The 19377-nt window shown below is 62.5% G+C and carries 18 protein-coding genes; 4 read left to right on the top strand and 14 right to left on the bottom strand.

Annotated elements, in window-relative coordinates; translation table 11 throughout:
• Positions 1 to 175 precede the first annotated feature (175 nt).
• A complete protein-coding gene (locus ACJJVH_RS25925) occupies positions 176 to 1279 on the top strand; it encodes a glycosyltransferase family 4 protein (RefSeq protein ID WP_412065518.1) in 1104 nt (367 codons plus the stop codon).
• The gene (locus ACJJVH_RS25930; protein ID WP_412065519.1) at positions 1269 to 2021 is read left to right on the top strand and encodes a polysaccharide deacetylase family protein; all 753 of its coding nucleotides are present in this window, start codon (positions 1269 to 1271) and stop codon (positions 2019 to 2021) included. The genes ACJJVH_RS25925 and ACJJVH_RS25930 overlap by 11 nt, the downstream gene beginning before the upstream one ends.
• A gap of 15 nt (positions 2022 to 2036) precedes the next feature.
• On the opposite strand, the gene ACJJVH_RS25935 is transcribed toward ACJJVH_RS25930, so the two are convergent.
• The 13 genes from ACJJVH_RS25935 to pcaD form a co-directional block, all read right to left on the bottom strand.
• The gene (locus ACJJVH_RS25935) at positions 2037 to 2867 is read right to left on the bottom strand and encodes an MBL fold metallo-hydrolase (RefSeq protein WP_412065520.1); all 831 of its coding nucleotides are present in this window, start codon (positions 2865 to 2867) and stop codon (positions 2037 to 2039) included.
• A gap of 301 nt (positions 2868 to 3168) precedes the next feature.
• Complete coding sequence (locus ACJJVH_RS25940) at positions 3169 to 3696, bottom strand: winged helix DNA-binding protein (protein ID WP_112798780.1); 528 nt, start codon at positions 3694 to 3696, stop codon at positions 3169 to 3171.
• A gap of 86 nt (positions 3697 to 3782) precedes the next feature.
• Positions 3783 to 7409, bottom strand: a complete 3627-nt coding sequence (locus ACJJVH_RS25945; RefSeq protein ID WP_412065521.1) for a hydantoinase B/oxoprolinase family protein — start codon at positions 7407 to 7409, stop codon at positions 3783 to 3785.
• A 221-nt stretch (positions 7410 to 7630) separates the two neighbouring features.
• On the bottom strand, positions 7631 to 8347 hold the full coding sequence (locus ACJJVH_RS25950) for an ABC transporter ATP-binding protein (protein ID WP_113422494.1): 717 nt from the start codon (positions 8345 to 8347) through the stop codon (positions 7631 to 7633).
• Positions 8328 to 9092: an ABC transporter ATP-binding protein gene (locus ACJJVH_RS25955; protein WP_412065522.1), complete on the bottom strand. Its 765-nt coding sequence runs from the start codon at positions 9090 to 9092 to the stop codon at positions 8328 to 8330. The genes ACJJVH_RS25950 and ACJJVH_RS25955 overlap by 20 nt, the downstream gene beginning before the upstream one ends.
• Entirely contained in the window at positions 9089 to 10093 is a 1005-nt protein-coding gene (locus ACJJVH_RS25960) for a branched-chain amino acid ABC transporter permease (protein WP_412065523.1), read from the bottom strand. Before ACJJVH_RS25960 ends, ACJJVH_RS25955 begins: the two co-directional genes overlap by 4 nt.
• 1 nt (position 10094) lies before the next feature.
• Entirely contained in the window at positions 10095 to 10958 is an 864-nt protein-coding gene (locus ACJJVH_RS25965; protein ID WP_112798788.1) for a branched-chain amino acid ABC transporter permease, read from the bottom strand.
• 92 nt (positions 10959 to 11050) lie between these two features.
• Positions 11051 to 12223, bottom strand: a complete 1173-nt coding sequence (locus ACJJVH_RS25970; protein ID WP_113393342.1) for an ABC transporter substrate-binding protein — start codon at positions 12221 to 12223, stop codon at positions 11051 to 11053.
• A 144-nt stretch (positions 12224 to 12367) separates the two neighbouring features.
• On the bottom strand, positions 12368 to 13420 hold the full coding sequence (locus ACJJVH_RS25975; protein ID WP_113393341.1) for a 3-carboxy-cis,cis-muconate cycloisomerase: 1053 nt from the start codon (positions 13418 to 13420) through the stop codon (positions 12368 to 12370).
• Positions 13421 to 13423: 3 nt separating this feature from the next.
• Positions 13424 to 14038, bottom strand: a complete 615-nt coding sequence (gene pcaG, locus ACJJVH_RS25980) for a protocatechuate 3,4-dioxygenase subunit alpha (protein ID WP_112798794.1) — start codon at positions 14036 to 14038, stop codon at positions 13424 to 13426.
• Positions 14038 to 14787: a protocatechuate 3,4-dioxygenase subunit beta gene (pcaH, locus tag ACJJVH_RS25985; protein ID WP_113393340.1), complete on the bottom strand. Its 750-nt coding sequence runs from the start codon at positions 14785 to 14787 to the stop codon at positions 14038 to 14040. Before pcaH ends, pcaG begins: the two co-directional genes overlap by 1 nt.
• A gap of 12 nt (positions 14788 to 14799) precedes the next feature.
• Complete coding sequence (gene pcaC, locus ACJJVH_RS25990; RefSeq protein WP_112798798.1) at positions 14800 to 15204, bottom strand: 4-carboxymuconolactone decarboxylase; 405 nt, start codon at positions 15202 to 15204, stop codon at positions 14800 to 14802.
• Positions 15201 to 16010 carry a 3-oxoadipate enol-lactonase gene (gene pcaD, locus ACJJVH_RS25995; protein ID WP_113393339.1) on the bottom strand — a complete coding sequence of 270 codons (810 nt, stop codon included), beginning with the start codon at positions 16008 to 16010 and terminating at the stop codon, positions 15201 to 15203. The genes pcaC and pcaD overlap by 4 nt, the downstream gene beginning before the upstream one ends.
• Positions 16011 to 16104: 94 nt before the next feature.
• On the opposite strand from pcaD, the gene pcaQ reads away from it, so the two are divergent.
• Entirely contained in the window at positions 16105 to 17031 is a 927-nt protein-coding gene (pcaQ, locus tag ACJJVH_RS26000) for a pca operon transcription factor PcaQ (RefSeq protein ID WP_113357390.1), read from the top strand.
• Between the two features lie 109 nt (positions 17032 to 17140).
• Here pcaQ and pobA read toward each other — a convergent pair whose 3' ends face one another.
• Positions 17141 to 18313: a 4-hydroxybenzoate 3-monooxygenase gene (gene pobA / locus ACJJVH_RS26005; protein ID WP_412065524.1), complete on the bottom strand. Its 1173-nt coding sequence runs from the start codon at positions 18311 to 18313 to the stop codon at positions 17141 to 17143.
• A 112-nt stretch (positions 18314 to 18425) separates the two neighbouring features.
• Here pobA and ACJJVH_RS26010 point away from each other — a divergent pair, with 112 nt between their 5' ends.
• Complete coding sequence (locus ACJJVH_RS26010; RefSeq protein ID WP_113370574.1) at positions 18426 to 19313, top strand: helix-turn-helix domain-containing protein; 888 nt, start codon at positions 18426 to 18428, stop codon at positions 19311 to 19313.
• The last annotated feature ends 64 nt before the right edge of the window (positions 19314 to 19377 follow it).

Genomic DNA, 19377 nt, shown 5'->3' on the forward strand with positions numbered 1-19377 from the left:
ACAACCGATGGGAAAACGGTTATCGCCTATTCATCTAGCCGCAACGCCGCGCACTGTCGAGGATGCGGCCTTTTGAAGCAGGGGCTTTATTGTCACGCAACCGGTCGGAATTCGGGCAATCGTTTCACAATTCGAATTCCCGCCATCACTTAATCGTCAACCGTGTGCCGCCTGCATGAAGATCGCTTTCTATGCCCCTTTGAAATCTCCCGGCCACCCGGTCCCCTCGGGCGACCGGCTGATGGCGCGGCAGATCATGGCGGCGCTGGACATGGCGGGCCATCGCGTCGAAGTCGCCTCCACGCTGCGGAGCTTTACCCCCACGCCCGACCCGGGGCCGCGTCTGGAAATCGCTCGCCAGGCGGAGGATGAGGTGATGCGGCTGCTCGTCCGCTGGCAGAGCGAGCCGCCGCCCGATCTGTGGTTCACCTACCATCCCTATTACAAAACGCCCGATCTCATCGGTCCGCCCATCGCCGCAAGGCTTGGCATTCCCTATGTCACGGCCGAGGCGTCCTATTCCCGCCGCCATGATGAAAACGGCTGGCGCGAAAACCAGCGCCTCGTCGCCGATGCGGTGCGGCTCGCCTCCGTCAACCTGTGCTTTACCGAACGGGATCGAATCGGCTTGTCAGACGCCATCGCCGATGGACGCTATGCGCATTTCCCGCCCTTCATCGACACGGCTCCGTTCAAACGATCTGCCCCGACTTCCAAGGCGCGGCGCTTGATAACGGTAGCGATGCTGAGAAAGGGCGACAAATTCGACAGTTACGCCATGCTGGCGCGCGCGCTCGATTTCATCCGCGATCAGGAGTGGAGCCTGACCATCGTCGGCGACGGGCCGATGCGGGCCGAGGTGAGATCGCTGTTTTCCATCTTCGGCGAAAGCAGGATCGTCTGGCACGGGGAACGCTCCACCGGCGAGATCGCGGAAGAGCTCGCAATGGCCGACCTCTATGTCTGGCCCGGATGCAAGGAAGCCTATGGTCTTGCCTATCTGGAGGCACAGGCGGCGGGTCTGCCCGTAGTCGCGCAGGCGACGGCCGGCGTGCCGGAAGTGGTGGTGGCCGACAAGACGGGGCTATTGACACCGGAGGGCGACGTCGCGGCCTATGCCGAGGCGATTGCCCAGCTTCTGAACGATCACGGCCGGCGACAGGCCATGGCGGAGGCGGCCCATGACTTCGTTCACCACGAACGTTCCCTGACCGCCGCATCCAGGCGCCTCGAAACCATCCTTCGAAAATATCTGGGAGATACCTATTATGAGCGATAGAGCCGAATGGCAGCCCTTGCGCGACGAGCTACGGCGATGGAGCGACGCCGGACGAAAGGCAAAGCTCTGGTATCGCGACGATGACGCCATCGAGCCGACCCCTGCCCTCGACCGGCTGCTGGCGCTTTCCGATCGCTTCGGCGTGCCGATGGCGCTTGCGATCATCCCGGAACCGACCGGCGAGGCATTGGCCGAACGACTGGCACGCGCTAGCCACGTCACCGCCACGGTGCATGGCTGGACGCACCGGAACCATGCGCCCGACGACACCAAGAAGCAGGAACTCGGCCTGCATCGGCCGCAGGCGGTCGTACTCGACGAGCTTCATCGCGGCTTCGACAAGCTGAAGGCGCTTTATCCGCGGCAGTTCGTTCCGCTGCTGGTGCCGCCATGGAACCGGATCGACGATGCATTGCTGCCGCATCTCGAACCATTCGGTTATCGCGCCGTCTCCGTCTTCGGATTGGCGAAGGAGGCACCCATCGGTCTCGTCAACACGCATGTCGACATCATGAGATGGCACGGCGCGCGCGGAGGATTGCCACATGCCGAGATAATCGCCCGCCTCGTGGAAGAGCTCCGGAATCGCTTTGACGGCAATGACGAGCCTATCGGCGTGATGACGCACCATCTGGTGCATGACGATCTCGCCTGGAGTTTCATTGAAACGCTGTTTCAGGAAACGGCCAGCCATGCCGCCGTCGAATGGAGGCCGGTCGGCAGTTTCATGGATGAGCGGTGATTCGCCGATTGGCCCTCAGAGCTGCAGCGACTGCCCGTCAAAGGCGACGAAGGCTTCGGGAAACCACTTTCGCGCATCGCGCTGCATGTCATCCAGTTCGCGGTCGGTGCGGCCGGGCGCGTGATGAAACAACGCAAGGCGCTTTGCGCCCGCCTTCTTTGCGAGCTTGACGCCCTCCTGCCAGGTGGAATGGCCGAAACCCCGATATTTCGACATCTCCGCCTCGGTGTAGGTCGCATCATATATCGCGAGATCGGCACCGGCCATCAGCGATAGCGCGGCTTCATCGAGATGGCCTGCCAGATGCTCGGTATCGTAGACCATGGCGATCACCCGGCCCGACCATTCGATCCGATAACCGATGCACCCGCCCGGATGGTTCAGCCGCGCCGTATGAATGACGATGCCCGGATGCGGCTTCAGCGTGTCGCCGGCCGCAAAATCGCGAAAGCTCATTTCGGCGCGACAGATATCGGGCTCGACCGGAAACCATGGCGGCCGCATGAATTGGCCGATCAGCTGCCGCGTCGTCGTCTTGCCGGCCAGATGGCCCGACCAGAGATCGACGCTGACGTGCGGATCGTAGATGGCGTTGAAGAAAGGCAGACCGATGATGTGGTCGTAGTGCGAATGGGTGAAGAAGAGATCGATATTGCGGACCCCCTCTTTCGCGAGCGACGCGGCCGCTTCGCGCAACCCTGTCCCGGCGTCGAATAAGATATGCCTGCCCTCATGCCGTAACTCGATGCATGACGTATTGCCGCCGTACCGCTCAAATTCCGGTCCCGATACAGGGATGCTTCCCCGCACGCCCCAAAATTTCAGCTCGAAACTATCGTTGTTCATGGAAGTTTTTACACCATTCCCCTTTCGGTCAAAAAAAGCACACTTTTGCTATCGTGCGAAGCCAGCAATTTCCAAAAGTCGCGCGGTGGTAAAAACTGGATCTTATCGTTCGGTCGAAGCAGATCGTTCGGCGAATACCGCCGACGGGTCGTACAGACCTAATATAGGTATGGTATGACAAAATAGATAAGGGGCGGGGATCGGCGCCCCGCTGTGATGATCCGGATGCGACGTCGCTACCGCAGCGGACGGCAGGTCCCTTGGCCGGAACCTGCGATAACCACCCGCTTCCAAGGCTGCATCAAAGCGTGGCCGCCGACCGCGCGGCCTGCTCGTAATAGCCGGACAACGCCCTGAGATGCGAGGCGATATCGGAGAGGCCGTCCTGCGACAGACCGGACACCTTGGTCGCCTCCACCAGCAGCCGTTCGCGAATTTCCGTATAGCGCTTCAGCGCGTCCAGGCCCATGTCGGTGACATGGATCGTCTTTTCCTTGCCGGCCTTGCCGCTCTTGACGAGGCCCGCCGCCTCCAGCTTCTTGATGGCGTAATTGGCGACATGGGTATCCTCGATGTCGAGGACGAGGCAGAGATCGGCAAGCGTCTTCGGCCTGTCGCGATGCCGCACGGAATGGATGATCAGGATCTCGACCGGCGAAAGACCGGGCACGCCGGCGGCCGCCATGCAGCGCACCAGCCAGCGATTGAAGGCGTGGGAAAAGAGAATCGATCCATATTCCAGCTCGGACAAGGCCGGCGAACTGCCGCCTGCAAGATGGGCCGACGATACGATCAATTCACGTCGTTCACTCTTTTCCTCAGACGTCACCTGAAAACTCCCTAGAACCGGATCGAGGCACCTGCAGACTGCCGAGGCCGGGCGGCCGATTGCCGTCCGGCCTCGGCGTCATGTTCCTATTCGTCCCGCTTTCCATAGCCGCCGCCGGTCGGGGTAACGACCGTGAAGGCCTCGCCCGCCTCCAGCACGGTATGAGCCGAGCCGATCAGCTCCTCGACCGTGCCATCGTTGCGCCTGACATAGTTACGGCCGGTTTGCCCCGCTTCGCCGCCCTTGACGCCGAAAGGCGCCACGCGCCGATGGCCCGACAGGATGGCGAATTCCAGCTTTTCGCGGGTCCGGATGGTGCGCTGCGTGCCGTTGCCGGCATTCCACTTGCCGCGCCCGCCGGACTCCGGACGAATGTGAAAATCCTCCAGCACGACCGGAAAGCGCGTCTCGAGGATTTCCGGATCGGTGAGCCGCGAGTTGGTCATGTGCGTATGCACGGCATCGGCGCCGTTGAAGCCCGGTCCCGCCGGGGCGCCGGAGCAGATCGTCTCGTAATATTGATAGACGTCGTTGCCGAAGGTCAGGTTGTTCATCGTGCCTTGCGCGGCGGCAAGCGCTTCGACCGCGCCGAACAGGCAGTTGGTGACGGCCTGACTGACCTCGACATTGCCGGCGACGACGGCCGCCGGATATTTCGGTGTCAGCATCGTGCCTTCGGGAATGACGATCCGGATCGGCCGGAGGCAGCCGGCATTCATCGGAATATCGGCCTCGACCAGAACGCGGAAGACATAGAGCACGGCGGCACGCGTCACCGGCTGCGGCGCGTTGAAATTATCCGGGCGCTGCGGTGACGTGCCGGTGAAATCGACCGTCGCCTCACGCTTGTCCTTGTCGATCGAAATCTTGACGACGATCTTGCAGCCCTGATCCATTTCATAGCTGAACTCGCCGTCCGACAGACGGTCGAGAACGCGGCGCACGCTTTCCGCCGCATTGTCCTGAACATGCCCCATATAGGCGTCGACGACATCCTCGCCGAAGAGCGCGATCATCTTCTTCAGCTCGGCCACGCCCTTTTCGTTGGCGGCAACCTGGGCCTTGAGATCGTTGACATTCTGCGCGAGCGTGCGCACCGGATAGCGGGCACCCGTCAACAGCTTCGTCAGCTCTTCCTCGCAGAAACGGCCGCGATCGAGCAGCTTGAAATTGTCGATATAGACGCCTTCCTCCTCGATATGCGTGGCGAGCGGCGACATCGATCCCGGCGAAATACCGCCGATATCGGCATGATGGCCGCGGCTTGCGACCCAGAAGCGGATCTTCTGGCCGGCATCGTCGAAGACCGGGGTGCAGACGGTGAGGTCGGGCAGATGCGTGCCGCCATTGTAGGGCGCGTTGATCAGGAAGACGTCGCCCGGATGAATGACGGCATTTTCACGGATCGCGGTTGCCACGGATGCATCCATGGACCCCAGATGAACGGGCATATGCGGCGCATTGGCGACCAGATTGCCGTCCGCGTCGAACACGGCACAGGAGAAATCCAGCCGCTCCTTGATATTGACCGAATAGGCGGTGTTCTGCAGCGTCATGCCCATCTGCTCGGCAATGGACATGAAGAGATTGTTGAAGATCTCCAGCATGACGGGATCGGCCCTGGTGCCGATGGCGTTGCGCTCCGGCAGTGCCTTGATGCGCCTGAGGACGATATGATCCTTGATCGTCAATTGCGCCTGCCAGCCGTCCTCGACGACGATCGTCTGGTTGGGCTCGATGATGATGGCCGGGCCGGTGACGGTCTGCCCGGGCTTGATCGCCTGACGCAACACGACGGCCGCATCATGGCTCGCACCGTTTGAATAGAAGGCGGTGCGCCTTGCAGCCTGCGCCTCCCCTTCACCCGCCGATTCGAGCTCGATTACGATATCGGCCGCCGCGCCGCCGATGGTTTCGATCTCCACGGCTTCCACGACCAAGGGCTTGTCCTCGGCAACGAAGCCGAAGCGCCGCTTGTGCAGCGTCTCGAATTGGCTGCGCAGCCGCGCGGCATCGTCGGTTTCGGGAAAGGTCGTCTCGACCGCCAAGATGGTGTCGGTGCCGGCATAGCGGATATGGGCACGCTGGACCGTCTTGATCTCGGCCGTTGCGACGCCCTGTGCTTCCAGCTCAGGCACGCATTCGCCGCGCAGCTCGCTGCCGAGAGCCGCGATGGCGGCCGGGGCCGCGTCATCGAGCGGGACGCCGAGCGCCTTCTGACGCGTTGCCCTGATATCGGCAAGCCCCATGCCGTAGGCGGAGAGGAGGCCGGACATCGGATGCAGAAGAATGCTCTTCATGCCGAGCGCATCGGCCACCAGGCAGGCATGCTGGCCGCCGGCGCCGCCGAAGCAGTTGAGCGCATAGCGCGTCACGTCGTAGCCGCGCTGCACCGAGATTTTCTTGATCGCCTCGACCATGTTGGCGACGGCGATGCGAATGAAGCCGTCGGCGACGTCTTCCGGGCTGCGGCCGTCACCGATCTCCGCGGCAAGTGCTGCGAACTTGCCGCGCACCGTCTCGATATCGAGGGGCTGGTCCTGGTTCGGCCCGAAGATGGAAGGAAAGAACTCCGGCAGCAGCTTGCCGGCCATGACGTTGGCGTCGGTCACGGCCAGCGGGCCGCCATTGCGATAGCAGGCCGGCCCCGGAAAGGCGCCGGCCGAATCCGGCCCGACGCGGAAGCGATCGCCGTCGAAATGGAGGATCGAGCCGCCGCCTGCCGCCACGGTATGGATCAGCATCATCGGCGCGCGAACGCGGACACCCGCCACTTCCGTCTCGAAGGCGCGCTCGTATTCGCCGTCGAAATGCGCCACATCCGTCGACGTGCCGCCCATATCGAAGCCGATGACATTGGCAAAACCCGCCTGTTCGCCGGTCTTTGCGAGACCGACCACGCCGCCTGCCGGGCCGGACAGGATCGCATCCTTGCCCTGGAACATGTCGGCCGCCGTCAACCCGCCCGAAGACATCATGAACATGACGCGCGCGCCGGTGCGCTCGACATCGAGCTCATCGCAGACCTGGCGGATATAGCGGCCGAGCACAGGCGAGAGATAGGCGTCGATGACGGCCGTATCGCCACGGCCGACGAGCTTGATGAGCGGCGAGACCTCATGACCGACGGAGACCTGCTCGAAGCCGATCGATCTTGCGATTTTCGCGACGGCGGCCTCGTGCGCCGGGAATTTATAGGCGTGCATGAAGACGATGGCGACCGAGCGATAACCCTTTGCGAGAAGGTCGCGCAGCGCCGCTTCTGCAGCCTTTTCGTCCAGAGCAAGCTCGACGGTGCCGTCGGCAAGCACCCGCTCCCCAATCTCGACGACATCCTCATAAAGCGCTTCCGGCTTGACGATCTCGGTCGCGAAGATCTTCTTGCGCTCCTGATAGCCGATGCGCAGGGCGTCCCTGAAACCCTTCGTCGTCACCAGGGCAAGGCGCTCGCCCTTGCGCTCGAGCAGAGCGTTGGTGGCGACGGTGGTGCCCATGCGGACCTCGCCGATGGCCCCCTCGGGAACCGGCTCGCCCTTGCCGAGGCCGAGATGCAGACGGATGCCGTGGACGGCTGCGTCGCGGTAGGCTTCGGGATTCTCCGACAGGACCTTGCGGGCATGAAGCGCGCCGGACGGATCGCGCCCGACAACGTCGGTGAAAGTGCCGCCGCGATCGATCCAGAAATCCCAACGACCCGAAGTGTTCTCCGACAAATCCGCCTCCAGCAGAACGATGCCAATAACAATGATAATATATCGATAAATCGTCAACGTTTTGTCGTCAACATGAATTGACGGACGCTGACCCGTTCATCACCGATATGCAGCCGCAGCCGATGGCAGAGCAACGATAAAGCCGCGGTCATGGAGGCGCGATGCAGCCTCTGCACCGCTCCCTCTTCATTTAAATGAAAAGCTGCCGAAAAAGTCGGGCGCTAATGCAGCCCGCCGACGCCGAGCAGGCGCTCGACCGCATCGTGATCCTGCGCGAGAGCCTGGGGCGTCCCCTTCCAGGCAAGCCGGCCGCGCTCCAGAACGATGACGTCGCTCGCAAAGTCCAATGCGCTCTGAATGCGCTGCTCCACGAGCAGGATCGTCATGTCACCCGCCTTGGCGAGCTTGGCGAAGGCCGCCATCAATTCCTCGCAGATGACGGGCGCAAGCCCCTCCAGCGGCTCGTCCAGAAGCAGCACGGAGGGACGGCCGAGGATCGTGCGTGCGGTCGATAGCATCTGCTGTTCGCCGCCGGAAAGCTGGCCGCCCAAATTCCTTCGGCGCTCCTTCAGGCGCGGGAACATCTCATAGGCCTCCTGCAAGGCGCTCTTCGGCCTTCCTTTCAGCCCGACGGAAAGATTCTCCTCCACCGTCAGCGTCGGAAAGACATCGCGCGTCTGCGGCACATAGCCGAGGCCCTGATGGGCGCGCCTGGCGCTCGGCAGGCCGGCGATCTCGACCGCGCCCAGCCGGATGCGGCCGTCATAGCGGCGGGTCTGGCCGGCAAGGGTCGCAAGCAGCGTGCTCTTGCCCATGCCGTTGCGTCCGAGGACGGCAAGCCGGCCGCCGGCCGGCACGGAAAAGGAAACACCTTCCAGCACCCGCGTCGGGCCATAGCCGGCCGACAGGTTTTCCACTTCAAGCGGCGTGGCCGGCATTGGCATAGCTCCCGAGATAGGCTTCGCGCACACGCGCATCCTGCGTCACGTCTTTCGGCGAGCCGTCGAATATGATCGTGCCGGCGGCCAGCACAACCACGCGCTTGGCGAAGCGGAAGACCAGATCCATGTCATGCTCGATCATCAGCACCGCGAGATCGGCGGGCAGATCGGCCAACGCCTGCTCGATGCGGCCCGTATCGCTTTGCGGCACGCCGGCGGCGGGTTCGTCCAGCAGAAGCACTTTCGGCTTCAGGGCCATGGCGACGGCGATCTCCAACAGCCGCTGCTGGCCATAGGCGATCTCGCTCACCTTGCGATGCGCCAGCCCGTCAAGGCCAAGGGTGCCGAGCAGCTCCTCCATTTCCGCCGTAACGTCGCGCATAGACAGGAAGTGGCCGAACATCCGGCCGGAACGGCCTGTCCGCTGCAGGATCGCCAGACCGACATGTTCGGCCGGCGTCATGTCCTGAAACAGCCGCGTCACCTGGAACGAGCGTACCAGACCGCGCTTGACCCGGCCGATGGCATCGAGCCTGTTGACGTTTTGCCCGGCAATGCGAACCTCGCCGGAATCCGCCTGGAGATTGCCCGTCACGAGGTTGACGAAGCTGGTCTTGCCTGCGCCGTTCGGGCCGATCAAAGCCACGCGATCTCCCGGCGCCATCGACAGGCTGACATTGTTTGTCACCGTCAGGCCGCCGAACGCCTTCTTCAGGTTATCGACTTCGAAAATCGCGCTCATGCCCGTGCCTCCCTGCGGCGGGCGACGTAGGCCGCGGCCGTGCCGTAGATGCCTTTCGGTGCGAACAGAACCACGAGGATCAGCAGTGCGCCGACGATCGTCAGCCAGTGGAAAGGATTGGCGGCGGAGACATAATCTTCAAACAGCATGAAGATCACGGTGCCGACGAGCGCGCCGAACAGCGATCCGGTGCCGCCGAGCACGAGCATGACGAGCGCTTCGGCCGATTGCGTGAAGGACAGGCTGTCAAGCCCGACGACCTGCGTCGAAATCGCGGTCAACGCGCCGCCGGTCCCGGCTACGGCGCCGGAAATCATATACATCTTGATCAGCGCCGCCTTCGGCGAGGCGCCCATGGCGCGGACGCGCAAGGGATCCTGCCGGATGCCGCGGCAAAGCATGCCGAAGGGCGAGCGCACGAGAATGCGCAGCAGCACGAGCGCAATCAGCAGCAGCGCCACCCCATAGATGTAGGCGGTATGCCCGTAGAGATCGAATTCGTACATGCCGAACAGCGGATCGGCCGATATGCCCGACAGACCGTCGCTGCCGCCTGTCCAGTCCGATGCCTTGTTGGCGAATTCGTGGAACAGGTAGATCAGCGAGATCGACAGCACGAGCTGCGGCAGTCCGTGCGCCCTCAGAATGACGACGCCACAGACCAGGCCGGCCACGGCTCCCGCGACGATGCCGGCAAGCGTCATCAGCAACGGGTCGTTGATGCCGTAATGAGCGGATGCGATGCCGGCCGCATAAGCGCCGGCGCCGAACAGCGCCGCATGGCCGAGGGTTGCGACGCCGCAATAGCCGGTAACGAGATCCAGCGACAGGACGAGAAGCGCAATCGCGATCAACCGTGTCAGGAGGGCAAGATTATCGGGAAACAGCAGATAGCCGGCGGCGGCCAGTGCGACGATGACCGCAACCGCGATCACATCCTGCCGGAGCGTGCGATATCCGGTCACGGCTGGAGCGGCCTCTCTTTCAAGGGTCGGCGTCATGTTACTTCATCCTCCCGGCAAAGCCGCGCGGGAAAACGCAGATGATGGCGATGACGGCCAGATAGAAGAAGAATTCCCCATATTCCGGCATGAGGTAACGTCCCGTCGTGTCGATGCAGCCGAGGATCAGGCAGGCGAGCAGCGCGCCCGAGATCGAGCCGGCACCGCCGACGGAGACCACGACCAGAAAAGTCACCATGTAGCGCAGGGCATAATAGGGTTCGACCGGCAGGAGCTCGGCACCCACGACGCCGCCAAAGGCGGCAAGCCCGACCGCGACGGCAAAGCTGACCGCATAGACGATTTCCGTCCGCACGCCGAGGGCCGCCGCCATCGCGGCATTGTCGACCGAGGCGCGCAGCTTCACGCCGAAGGACGTCTTCTCGATGGTGTACCATAGTGCAAGAGCGACGATGAGGCCGCAGACGATCGCAAAGATGCGATGGATGCCGAGGGTGCGAAAGCCGAGATCCACGGAGCCTTGCAGGCTGCCCGGCAAAGGTATGGTCTTCAAGGTCGGGCCGAAGACGTAATTGGCAATGCCGATGATGCAGAAGGTGATGCCGATCGTCATCAGCACCTGCGTCAGTTCCGGCGCTCCATAGATGCGCCGATAAAGCAGCCGCTCGATCGGAATGGAGATGACGACGGTGCCGACCACGGCCAGCAATACCGCCGCGGCATAGCCAAGACCAAGATCGTGCGCGGCATAGGAGGCGATATAGCCGCCGATCATGGCGAAGGCGCCGTGGGCGAGGTTGACGACGCGCATCAGCCCCATGGTGACGGAAAGCCCGATGGAGATGACGAACAGCACCATGCCGTAAGCGAGGGCATCGACTGCTATGCTGAGCACGGTTTGCATTGATATCGCTGGTCCGGTTGTTGTGGCGCGGCCGCTGTCGTCAAACCTCCGAACGGAAGTTCCCGTCCGGAGGTGCAGGGTTCAGGAGCGCCTCATTTCGCGGCGGCAAGACCGGGATCGCCCTGCTTCTCGAAGGTCTGGACTTCCTTGTTGTAGTATTTGCCGTCGGCGCCCTTGGCGACCTCGCGCAGGTAGATGTTCTGCGTGATATGCCGGCTTTCCGGATCGATGGTGACGGGACCGCGCGGGCTGACCCATGAAAGACCCTTCACGGCATCGACCGCCTTCTGGGCATCCTGCTTGCCGCCGGTCGCCTCGATCATCTTGTAGATGACATGCATGCCGTCGAAGGCGCCGACGGCCGGGAAGGTCAGCTCGGCCGGATTGCCGATCGCCTTCTCGGCGGCGGCGACGAACGCCTTGTTTTCGGGCGAGTCATGCGACACGGCATAGTGGAAGGTCGTCTGCATGCCGATGGCGGCGTCGCCGAGCGCGGGCAGATCGGATTCCTGCGTCAGGTCGCCCGGAGCGAAGAGTTTGATGCCGGCTGCCTTCAGGCCGTTTTCATTATAGGCCTTGACGAAACCGAGCGTCGTCGGACCGGACGGCAGGAAGGCAAAGACGCCCTGCGCGCCGGAATCCTTGACGCGCTGCATGATCGGGCTGAAGTCGTTTGTCGACAGCGGCATGCGGATCGTCTGGACCACCTCGCCGCCCTGCTTCTCGAACCCGGCCTTGAAGGCATTTTCGGCATCGACGCCCGGGCCGTAGTCGCTGACGACCGAGATGACCTTCTTGACGCCGGCGTCATAGGCGACCTTGGCGATCGGCGTCGAGGTCTGCCAGGTCGTGAAGGAGGTGCGCACCACAAGCGGGCTCTTGGTGACGATCGCCGAGGTCGCGGCGTTGAAGATCACCATCGGCACGTTGGCCTGCTTGAGGATCGGCGTCACGGCCATCGCATCCGGCGTGAAATAGAAGCCGGCGAGATACTGGACATGCTCCTTGACGACGAGCTCCTGCGCCAGCGCCTTCGACTGGGCGGGATCGGCCTGCGGCACGTCACGATAGATCACCTCCACCTCGTCATTGCCGACCTTCTTGCCGTTCAATGCCATATAGGCGTCGATACCGGCCTTGAAATTCTTGCCCTGCAGCGCGAACGGGCCGGAGAACGGACCGATGACCCCGACCTTGATGGTATCGGCATAGGCTCCGCCGCCAAGAGCAACGGCCGCAAGGGCGGCCAATAAAAACCGTTTCATTTTTCTCCTCCCGGCAGCCGTGGTTCGAGCCGCCTCTGATCGTCTAAATCCTGATCATCGCCAATTTCTCATAGGAAATGGTGATGTAAAATGAAATAAAGCATTCTATTCATACATATCTGGTTATGAATAGCGAATAATATGCTAGTCGGCCATCGTTCCCAGGCGCTTGATCGCGCCGATCAATTGCAGCGCATGGCGCAGCGATGCCGCCGTCGCCACCACCATAGGCGGCAACAGCAGCCATTCCAATGTCCAGGCCGCGCCCGAGCGTTCCTGCTCATGCACGAGCGAGTGATGAATGCCTGAAAGCTGCACGGCATTGAAGCGCGCAAGAGCGACCAGCGTTTCGGCTGCAACCGGATTCTGCTTGTGCGGCATGGCCGAGGAGCCGCCGCCGCCGGCAAGCTCGATCTCGTCGCCCGCCTGCGCCAGAAGCGCGACATCCTGGCCGACCTTGCCGAGGCTGCCCGAGATCATGGAGAGCAATCCGGCCAGCTCGGCAATGCGCGCCCTCTGGCTTTGCCATTGAGGCTCATCCGTCAGGCCGAGCGCCTGCGCCAGCGAGGCCCTGATTTCAGCCGCTTTCGGCCCGATCTTTTCCAGCGTGCCTGCCGCCCCGCCAAATTGCAGCGGAAAGGTCTCCTGCGTCAGCCGATCCCGATATTGATCGAGCGGATGGCGCCAGGCTCGCAACCGATCGGATACGGTGATGGCGATCGCGGCCTGCATCCGCGTACGGCCCATGAGCCTGTTCGACCCGAAACGCTCGTCCAGCCTGCCCAGTGCGGCAGAGACGGCGAAGAGACGGCCGCTCAGGATAAAGGCAACGGCCTTCAGGCGCATCATCAGGCTGGTGTCGATCAGGTCCTGGCTGGTGGCGCCGAAATGGACGTGGCTGCCGGCAGCCTCGCCAACCGCCCTGCGCAATTGCCGGACAAGATCCGGCACGACGACGCCATCCGACGCCGTCGCGGCCTTAAGGCTCTGCACATCGGGCTCGAAACCCGCGCAGACGCCCACGATATGCGCAGCCGCGGCCGGCGGGATCAAACCATGCTGCGCCTCGGCCTCGGCAAGGGCCGCTTCGAAGGTGAGCATGGCTCGAATATCGGCCTTGGCGGAAAAATACTCCGCGATCTCCTCGTCGCCGAGGAGACCGGACAGAAAGGGATGGTCGAAGGGAGAAACGCTCATGGCCTATATATCGAGGAAAACCGTTTCCTTGTCGCCCTGCAAATGGATATCGAACGTGTAGACGGAGCCTTCTTTCGTGGCGACGAGCGTTGCGAGGCGATCCCTGTGCTCGATGCGCGCCAGCAAGGGGTCTTCGGCGTTGGCGGCCGCCTCCTCCGGAAAATACAGGCGTGTGTGCAGGCCGATATTAATGCCGCGCGCCACGATCCAGAAGGTGATGTGCGGCGCCATCTTGCGGCCGTCCTTGAAGGGAACGCGGCCCGGCTTGATGGTCTCGAAGCGAAAGACGCCGTCCGTGGAACTGGTCGGGCAACGCCCCCAGCCGGTAAAGTTCGGATCGGCCGTGCCGCGCAGCTCCGAGGGGCTGTTATAAAGGCCGGCACTGTCGGCCTGCCAGATTTCGAGGACGGCGTCCTTGACAGGCGCGCCCGCGCCGTCAAGCACCCTGCCCGTCACCGTGATGCGCTCGCCGAGCGTCTTGTCGTTGACCATCACGGAGCCGAGATCGGTTTCGTAGACGCCGCCGATCTCGCTGTAGTTCGGCGTGAGGCCGATGTGGACATAAGGGCCTGCCGTCTGCGACGGCGTTTCCTTCAGGTAGCCGAGTTCCTGTACCATCAATTACCCTCCAGCCGGTTCTCGAACAGGGTCGAACGGCGACCGCGCAGCACGATATCGAATTTATAGGCGCGCGCGTCCATCGGAATCGTATTGCCCCAGTCGAGCGGCGCAATCAGCTGTTCGATCGCCTGCCTGTCGGGGATCGTCCCGACGATCGGACATTTCCAGATCATCGGGTCGCCCTCGAAATACATCTGCGTGATCAGCCGCTGCGCAAAGCCATGACCGAAGACGGAGAAATGAATATGCGCGGGCCGCCAGTCGTTGACGCCGTTCGGCCAGGGGTAGGCGCCGGGCCGGATGGTGCGGAACGCATAATACCCTTCGTCGTCGGTGATCGCGCGGCCGCAGCCGCCGAAATTCGGGTCGATGGCGGCGAGATAGGTTTCCTTCTTGTGGCGATAGCGCCCGCCGGCATTGGCCTGCCAGAATTCGAGCAGCACGCCCGGCACCGGCCGGCCGCGCTCGTCGAGCACGCGGCCATGCACGATGATGCGCTCGCCGATGGCGCTTTCGCCCGGCTTGGCGAAATTATGAATGAGGTCGTTGTCGAGCTCGTTCAGCATGGAATGGCCGAAGACCGGGCCGGTGATCTCCGAAATGGTTCCATCCAGCGACAGGAGCGCGCGTTGCGGCGAACGCAATACCGATGTCTTGTAGCCGGGCGAAAAGGCCGGCGGATGCCAGGCGCGATCCCTGGCGAAAAAGGCGCCCGTCTCGGGCTTGCTGTTGCGTCTGTCCGACATGTCTGCCTCGCTTCATGCCGCCTTTTCGGCGTCCATCTGTTCAAAAACCTGCTTGGCGATCTTGATCGCGTGATTGGCGGCCGGCACGCCGGCGTAGATCGCCACATGCAGAAGCGCCTCGCAGATGTCATCGCGCGTCGCGCCGGTATTGCGCGTGGCGCGCACATGCATCGCCACCTCGTCGTCCTGGCCGAGCGCCGCAAGCAACGCGATCGTCACGATGGAGCGCTCGCGCCGGCTCAGCGTCGGGCGCGACCAGACATGCCCCCAGGCCGCCTCGGTAATCAGCTGCTGAAACGGTTGATCGAACGCCGTCACTGCCTGCTGGGCACGATCGACATGGCTGTCGCCGAGAACGGCGCGCCGCGTCGCCATGCCCTGCAGATAGCGCTCGGATGGCGCGGTGGGATCGTTCATGGGGCTTGTTCTCCACGCAAGACGACGTCGACGAAGGCACGGATGACTTCGGTCAACGCCTCGGGTTGTTCGACGCACGGTATATGGCCGGCATCCTTGATCACTTCATAGCGCGCATTCGGAATGAGCTTTGCCGTCGAGAGCACCAGTTCCGGCGGGGTGGAGCCGTCCTGATCACCGACGACGCACAGGGTGGGAACCGCGATCCCGGCTGCGGCTTCTGTCAGATCGGCATCGCGCAGGGCGGCACAGGTGGCGGCGTAACCTGCCGCTGGCTGGCGGACCAGCATGTTGCAATAGCCCGCGAAGGCGACGTTTTCCGGGCGGCGAAAGGCCTGCGTGAACCAGCGCTCCATGACCGCATCGACGATCGATTCGATGCCGTGCGCCTCGACCTGCGCGATACGGGCATTCCAGCTGTCGGCCGTGCCGATCTTGTGGGCGGTGTCGCAGAGGATCAGCGCCCGCACCAGATCCGGGCGACGCTGATAGAGCGACTGAGCGATCAACCCGCCGACCGAGAGGCCGCAAATGATGGCATCCTTGACCGAGAGAAAATCGAGCAGGCCGGCAAGGTCCGTGGCGTGATCCTCGATGGAATAGGGCATCTGGCCGAGATCGGAGAGGCCATGGCCGCGCTTGTCGTAGAGCACGATGGCGAAATCGCCGGCCAGGCGCACGATCACATCGCGCCAGATCCGGAAATCGGTGCCGAGCGAATTGGCAAAGACAAGAACCGGCTTGTCGGCGGGGCCGCCAATGATCTGATAGTGGATCGTGACGTCGTTGATACGGGCAAACTGCACTGGAAATCTCCTCGGGCGCGAGATTGAAACTATAATCTGGTTAGGTAAAATGATATTTCTTCGCTCAACGATAACTCTTTGGTTATGAATGAGCATGCTCGACGCGCGCATCAAATTCCGCCATCTGCAGACCTTTGTCGAGGTTGCACGCCAGAAAAGCGTGATCAAGGCGGCAGGTCTGCTCAATGTCAGCCAACCCGCCGTAACGAAGACGATCCGCGAGCTGGAAGAGGCGCTTGGCGTTGCCGTGTTCGAACGTGACGGGCGCGGCATTCGCATTACCCGCTACGGGGAGGTCTTTCTCCGCCATGCCGGCGCCGCTCTGACGGCGCTCCGGCACGGACTCGATTCCGTTTCGCAGGAACGCTCCGGCGAAGCGCCGCCGATCCGCGTCGGGGCGCTGCCGACGGTTTCGACGCGGATCATGCCACGGGCGATGGAATTGTTTCTGCGAGAAGAGACCTGGAGCCGCATCAAGATCGTCACCGGCGAAAACGCAGTGCTTCTGGAACAGCTGCGCGTCGGCGACCTCGATCTCGTCGTCGGCCGATTGGCAAGCCCCGACAAGATGACGGGCTTTTCCTTCGAACATCTCTACTCCGAACAGGTCGTCTTCGCCGTCAGGGCCGAACATCCGCTGCTGTCCGGCACGCAATCGCTGTTTTCCGATCTCAGCCGCTATACGATCCTGATGCCGACGCGCGGCTCGATCATCCGCCCCTTCGTCGAAAGCTTTCTGATCGCCAATGGCGCCGGCGGCTTGCCGAACCAGATCGAAACCGTTTCCGATTCCTTCGGCCGCGCCTTCGTGCGCTCCAGCGACGCCATCTGGATCATCTCGGCCGGCGTCGTCGCCGGCGATGTCGAGGACGGGCTGCTGGCGCTCCTGCCGATAGACACCAGCGAAACGAAGGGACCGGTTGGATTGACCGTGCGGACGGACGCCGTTCCCAACCTGCCGCTCTCGATCCTGATGCAGACGATCCGGGAAGCGGCAGCCGAGGTTGCCAGAAAGCTTTAAAGCAATTCCAGGAAAAGTGCGCAGCGGTTTCTGTTTGGAATCCCCGTAAAAACAAAGGGATGGACCAGTTCGGCGATTCCGTGAAACGCGAAACCGCCCCGCCACCCGCTCAGAACGGAAGGCCGACATAATTTTCGGCAAGCGCGGTCGAGGCGGCGCGCGAATGGGTGAGATAATCGAGCTCGGCCTCCTGGATCTTCTGGTCGAAATCGCCGGTATCGGGGAAACGATGCATCATCGTCGTCATCCACCAGGAGAAGCGCACGGCTTTCCAGACGCGGGCGAGCGCACGCTCGGAGTAGGCATCCAAACCGGCGTTCGAACGATCCCGATAATGTTCGGCGAGACCCGAAAACAGATAGTGCACGTCGCTGGCCGCCAGATTGAGCCCCTTGGCGCCGGTCGGCGGCACGATATGCGCGGCATCGCCGACGACGAAGAGGCGGCCGAAGCGCATGGGCTCGGCCACGAAAGAGCGCAAAGGCGCAATCGATTTTTCGAAGGACGGTGCCGTAACCAGAGCCTCGGCATGGTGAACGGGCAGGCGTCGGCGCAATTCGTCCCAGAAACGATCGTCGCTCCAGTCCTCGATCTTCTCGTCGAGCGGACACTGGATATAGTAACGGCTGCGCGCCATCGACCGCATCGAGCATAATGCAAAGCCGCGCGGATGATTGGCATAGATCAGCTCATGATCGACAGGCGCCACGTCCGCCAGCACGCCGAGCCAGCCGAAGGGATAGACCTTCTCGAAACTGCGTATTGCCTTTTCCGGAACCGATTTGCGGCTGACACCGTGAAAACCGTCGCAGCCGGCGATGAAATCGCAATCGATGCGATGCGAAACGCCATCCTTGTCGTAGGTCAGATAAGGCGTCTCGCCATCGAAGCCGTGAGGCTGGACATTCGTGGCATTATAAATTGTCGAGGCTCCGCTTTCCTCGCGGCGGGCCATGAGGTCGCGGGTCATCTCGGTCTGGCCGTAGATGACGACCCGCTTGCCGCCGGTCAATCCGTAAAGGTCGATACGATGGTCGCGGCCATCGAAGGCAAGCGAGAAGCCATCATGCGGCAAGCCCTCCGCATGCAGCCGCGTGCTGGATTGCGCCGCGTCCAGCAAATGGACAGTGCCTTCCTCAAGGACGCCGGCACGGACGCGACCGAGGATATAATCCTTGCCGACACGGTCGAGAATGACGTTGTCGATACCGGCCTCCGTCAGCAACTGACCGAGCAGCAACCCGGACGGCCCCGAACCGATAATGGCGACTTGAGTGCGCATCCTATCCTCCCATGCGTGTCTTTCCTCCAAGTCTCTTCGGCGCAATGTCGGTCCGCAATGGACATTTCGGTCATGAAATTGCACAAATCGAACATGGCGAAGGAGGAAACCCATGATGAAGAACGTGCCGACCTATGAGCTTTACGGCGAAAATACCGGTCGAAAGCCGGATTTCTGGCTGCATTGCGAGACGATTCCCTCCCGCAGCAGTCTTCATCAATGGGAAATCCGCCCGCATCGGCATGAGAGCTTCTTTCAGATCTTGTACATAGATGCCGGATCTGGCGACGCCGTGTTCGACGGCATTCCCCATGCCATTACGCCCCCCGCCGTCATCACCGTGCCGCCGCATCTCAATCACGGCTTCCGGTTTTCGAAGGATATAGACGGCTTCGTCATCACAGTTCTGATCTCGCATCTGAAGGCGTCGCCAGGCGACCGCAGCCGGCTGGGCGCATGGCTTGCCGAGCCGCATTTGACCTTGCTCGACACCGGCACCGAGGACGCGGCTCACGTCGCCGGTACGCTGAGGCGTCTGGGCGAGGAATTTGCCAGTCACCGCAACGGCCGCAACGATCTGCTCGACGCCTATCTGACCTCGGCATTGCTGCTGACGGCGCGCATCTCCCAAAGGGCGGACGAAGGGTCGAGCGCCGGCAATGAGAACGAACGCCGGATGGAGATGCTGCAAGGCCTCGTCCAGCGCCATTTTCGCTCGCACAAACCGGCTGCCTTCTATGCCGAAAGCCTCGGCATCTCGCCGGCCCATCTCAGCCGCATCGTGCGCAGCCGGACGGGGCACGGCGCGCACGAACTGATTACGCGCAAGCTGCTGGACGAAGCCAAACGCGAGCTGGTCTTCACCTTCGCGACGGTCCAGGAAATCAGCTATCGCCTCGGTTTTGCCGATCCCGCCTATTTCTCGCGTTTCTTCGTCAAGCATACCGGTCAGACGCCCCGCGCCTGGCGCATCGGGGAGCGGGAGCGGCTCGGGATGTGAACATGGCATTGCCTTCGGATGGATTGGAATTGTTGGCCAACCACCCACCCTCGAACCACGAGGA

Origin of the sequence: Rhizobium sp. SYY.PMSO, assembly GCF_046840415.1 — a bacterium.
Classification (GTDB): domain Bacteria; phylum Pseudomonadota; class Alphaproteobacteria; order Rhizobiales; family Rhizobiaceae; genus Rhizobium.

Bases quoted from the DNA above. Each gene is read 5' to 3' on its own strand.
- ACJJVH_RS25925 (WP_412065518.1), top strand. From the start codon at position 176: ATGAAGATCGCTTTCTATGCCCCTTTGAAATCTCCCGGCCACCCGGTC.
- ACJJVH_RS25930 (WP_412065519.1), top strand. From the start codon at position 1,269: ATGAGCGATAGAGCCGAATGGCAGCCCTTGCGCGACGAGCTACGGCGA.
- ACJJVH_RS25935 (WP_412065520.1), bottom strand. From the start codon at position 2,867: ATGAACAACGATAGTTTCGAGCTGAAATTTTGGGGCGTGCGGGGAAGC.
- ACJJVH_RS25950 (WP_113422494.1), bottom strand. From the start codon at position 8,347: ATGCCGGCCACGCCGCTTGAAGTGGAAAACCTGTCGGCCGGCTATGGC.
- ACJJVH_RS25955 (WP_412065522.1), bottom strand. From the start codon at position 9,092: ATGAGCGCGATTTTCGAAGTCGATAACCTGAAGAAGGCGTTCGGCGGC.
- ACJJVH_RS25960 (WP_412065523.1), bottom strand. From the start codon at position 10,093: ATGACGCCGACCCTTGAAAGAGAGGCCGCTCCAGCCGTGACCGGATAT.
- ACJJVH_RS25965 (WP_112798788.1), bottom strand. From the start codon at position 10,958: ATGCAAACCGTGCTCAGCATAGCAGTCGATGCCCTCGCTTACGGCATG.
- ACJJVH_RS25970 (WP_113393342.1), bottom strand. From the start codon at position 12,223: ATGAAACGGTTTTTATTGGCCGCCCTTGCGGCCGTTGCTCTTGGCGGC.
- ACJJVH_RS25975 (WP_113393341.1), bottom strand. From the start codon at position 13,420: ATGAGCGTTTCTCCCTTCGACCATCCCTTTCTGTCCGGTCTCCTCGGC.
- pcaG (WP_112798794.1), bottom strand. From the start codon at position 14,038: ATGGTACAGGAACTCGGCTACCTGAAGGAAACGCCGTCGCAGACGGCA.
- pcaH (WP_113393340.1), bottom strand. From the start codon at position 14,787: ATGTCGGACAGACGCAACAGCAAGCCCGAGACGGGCGCCTTTTTCGCC.
- pcaC (WP_112798798.1), bottom strand. From the start codon at position 15,204: ATGAACGATCCCACCGCGCCATCCGAGCGCTATCTGCAGGGCATGGCG.
- pcaQ (WP_113357390.1), top strand. From the start codon at position 16,105: ATGCTCGACGCGCGCATCAAATTCCGCCATCTGCAGACCTTTGTCGAG.
- pobA (WP_412065524.1), bottom strand. From the start codon at position 18,313: ATGCGCACTCAAGTCGCCATTATCGGTTCGGGGCCGTCCGGGTTGCTG.
- ACJJVH_RS26010 (WP_113370574.1), top strand. From the start codon at position 18,426: ATGATGAAGAACGTGCCGACCTATGAGCTTTACGGCGAAAATACCGGT.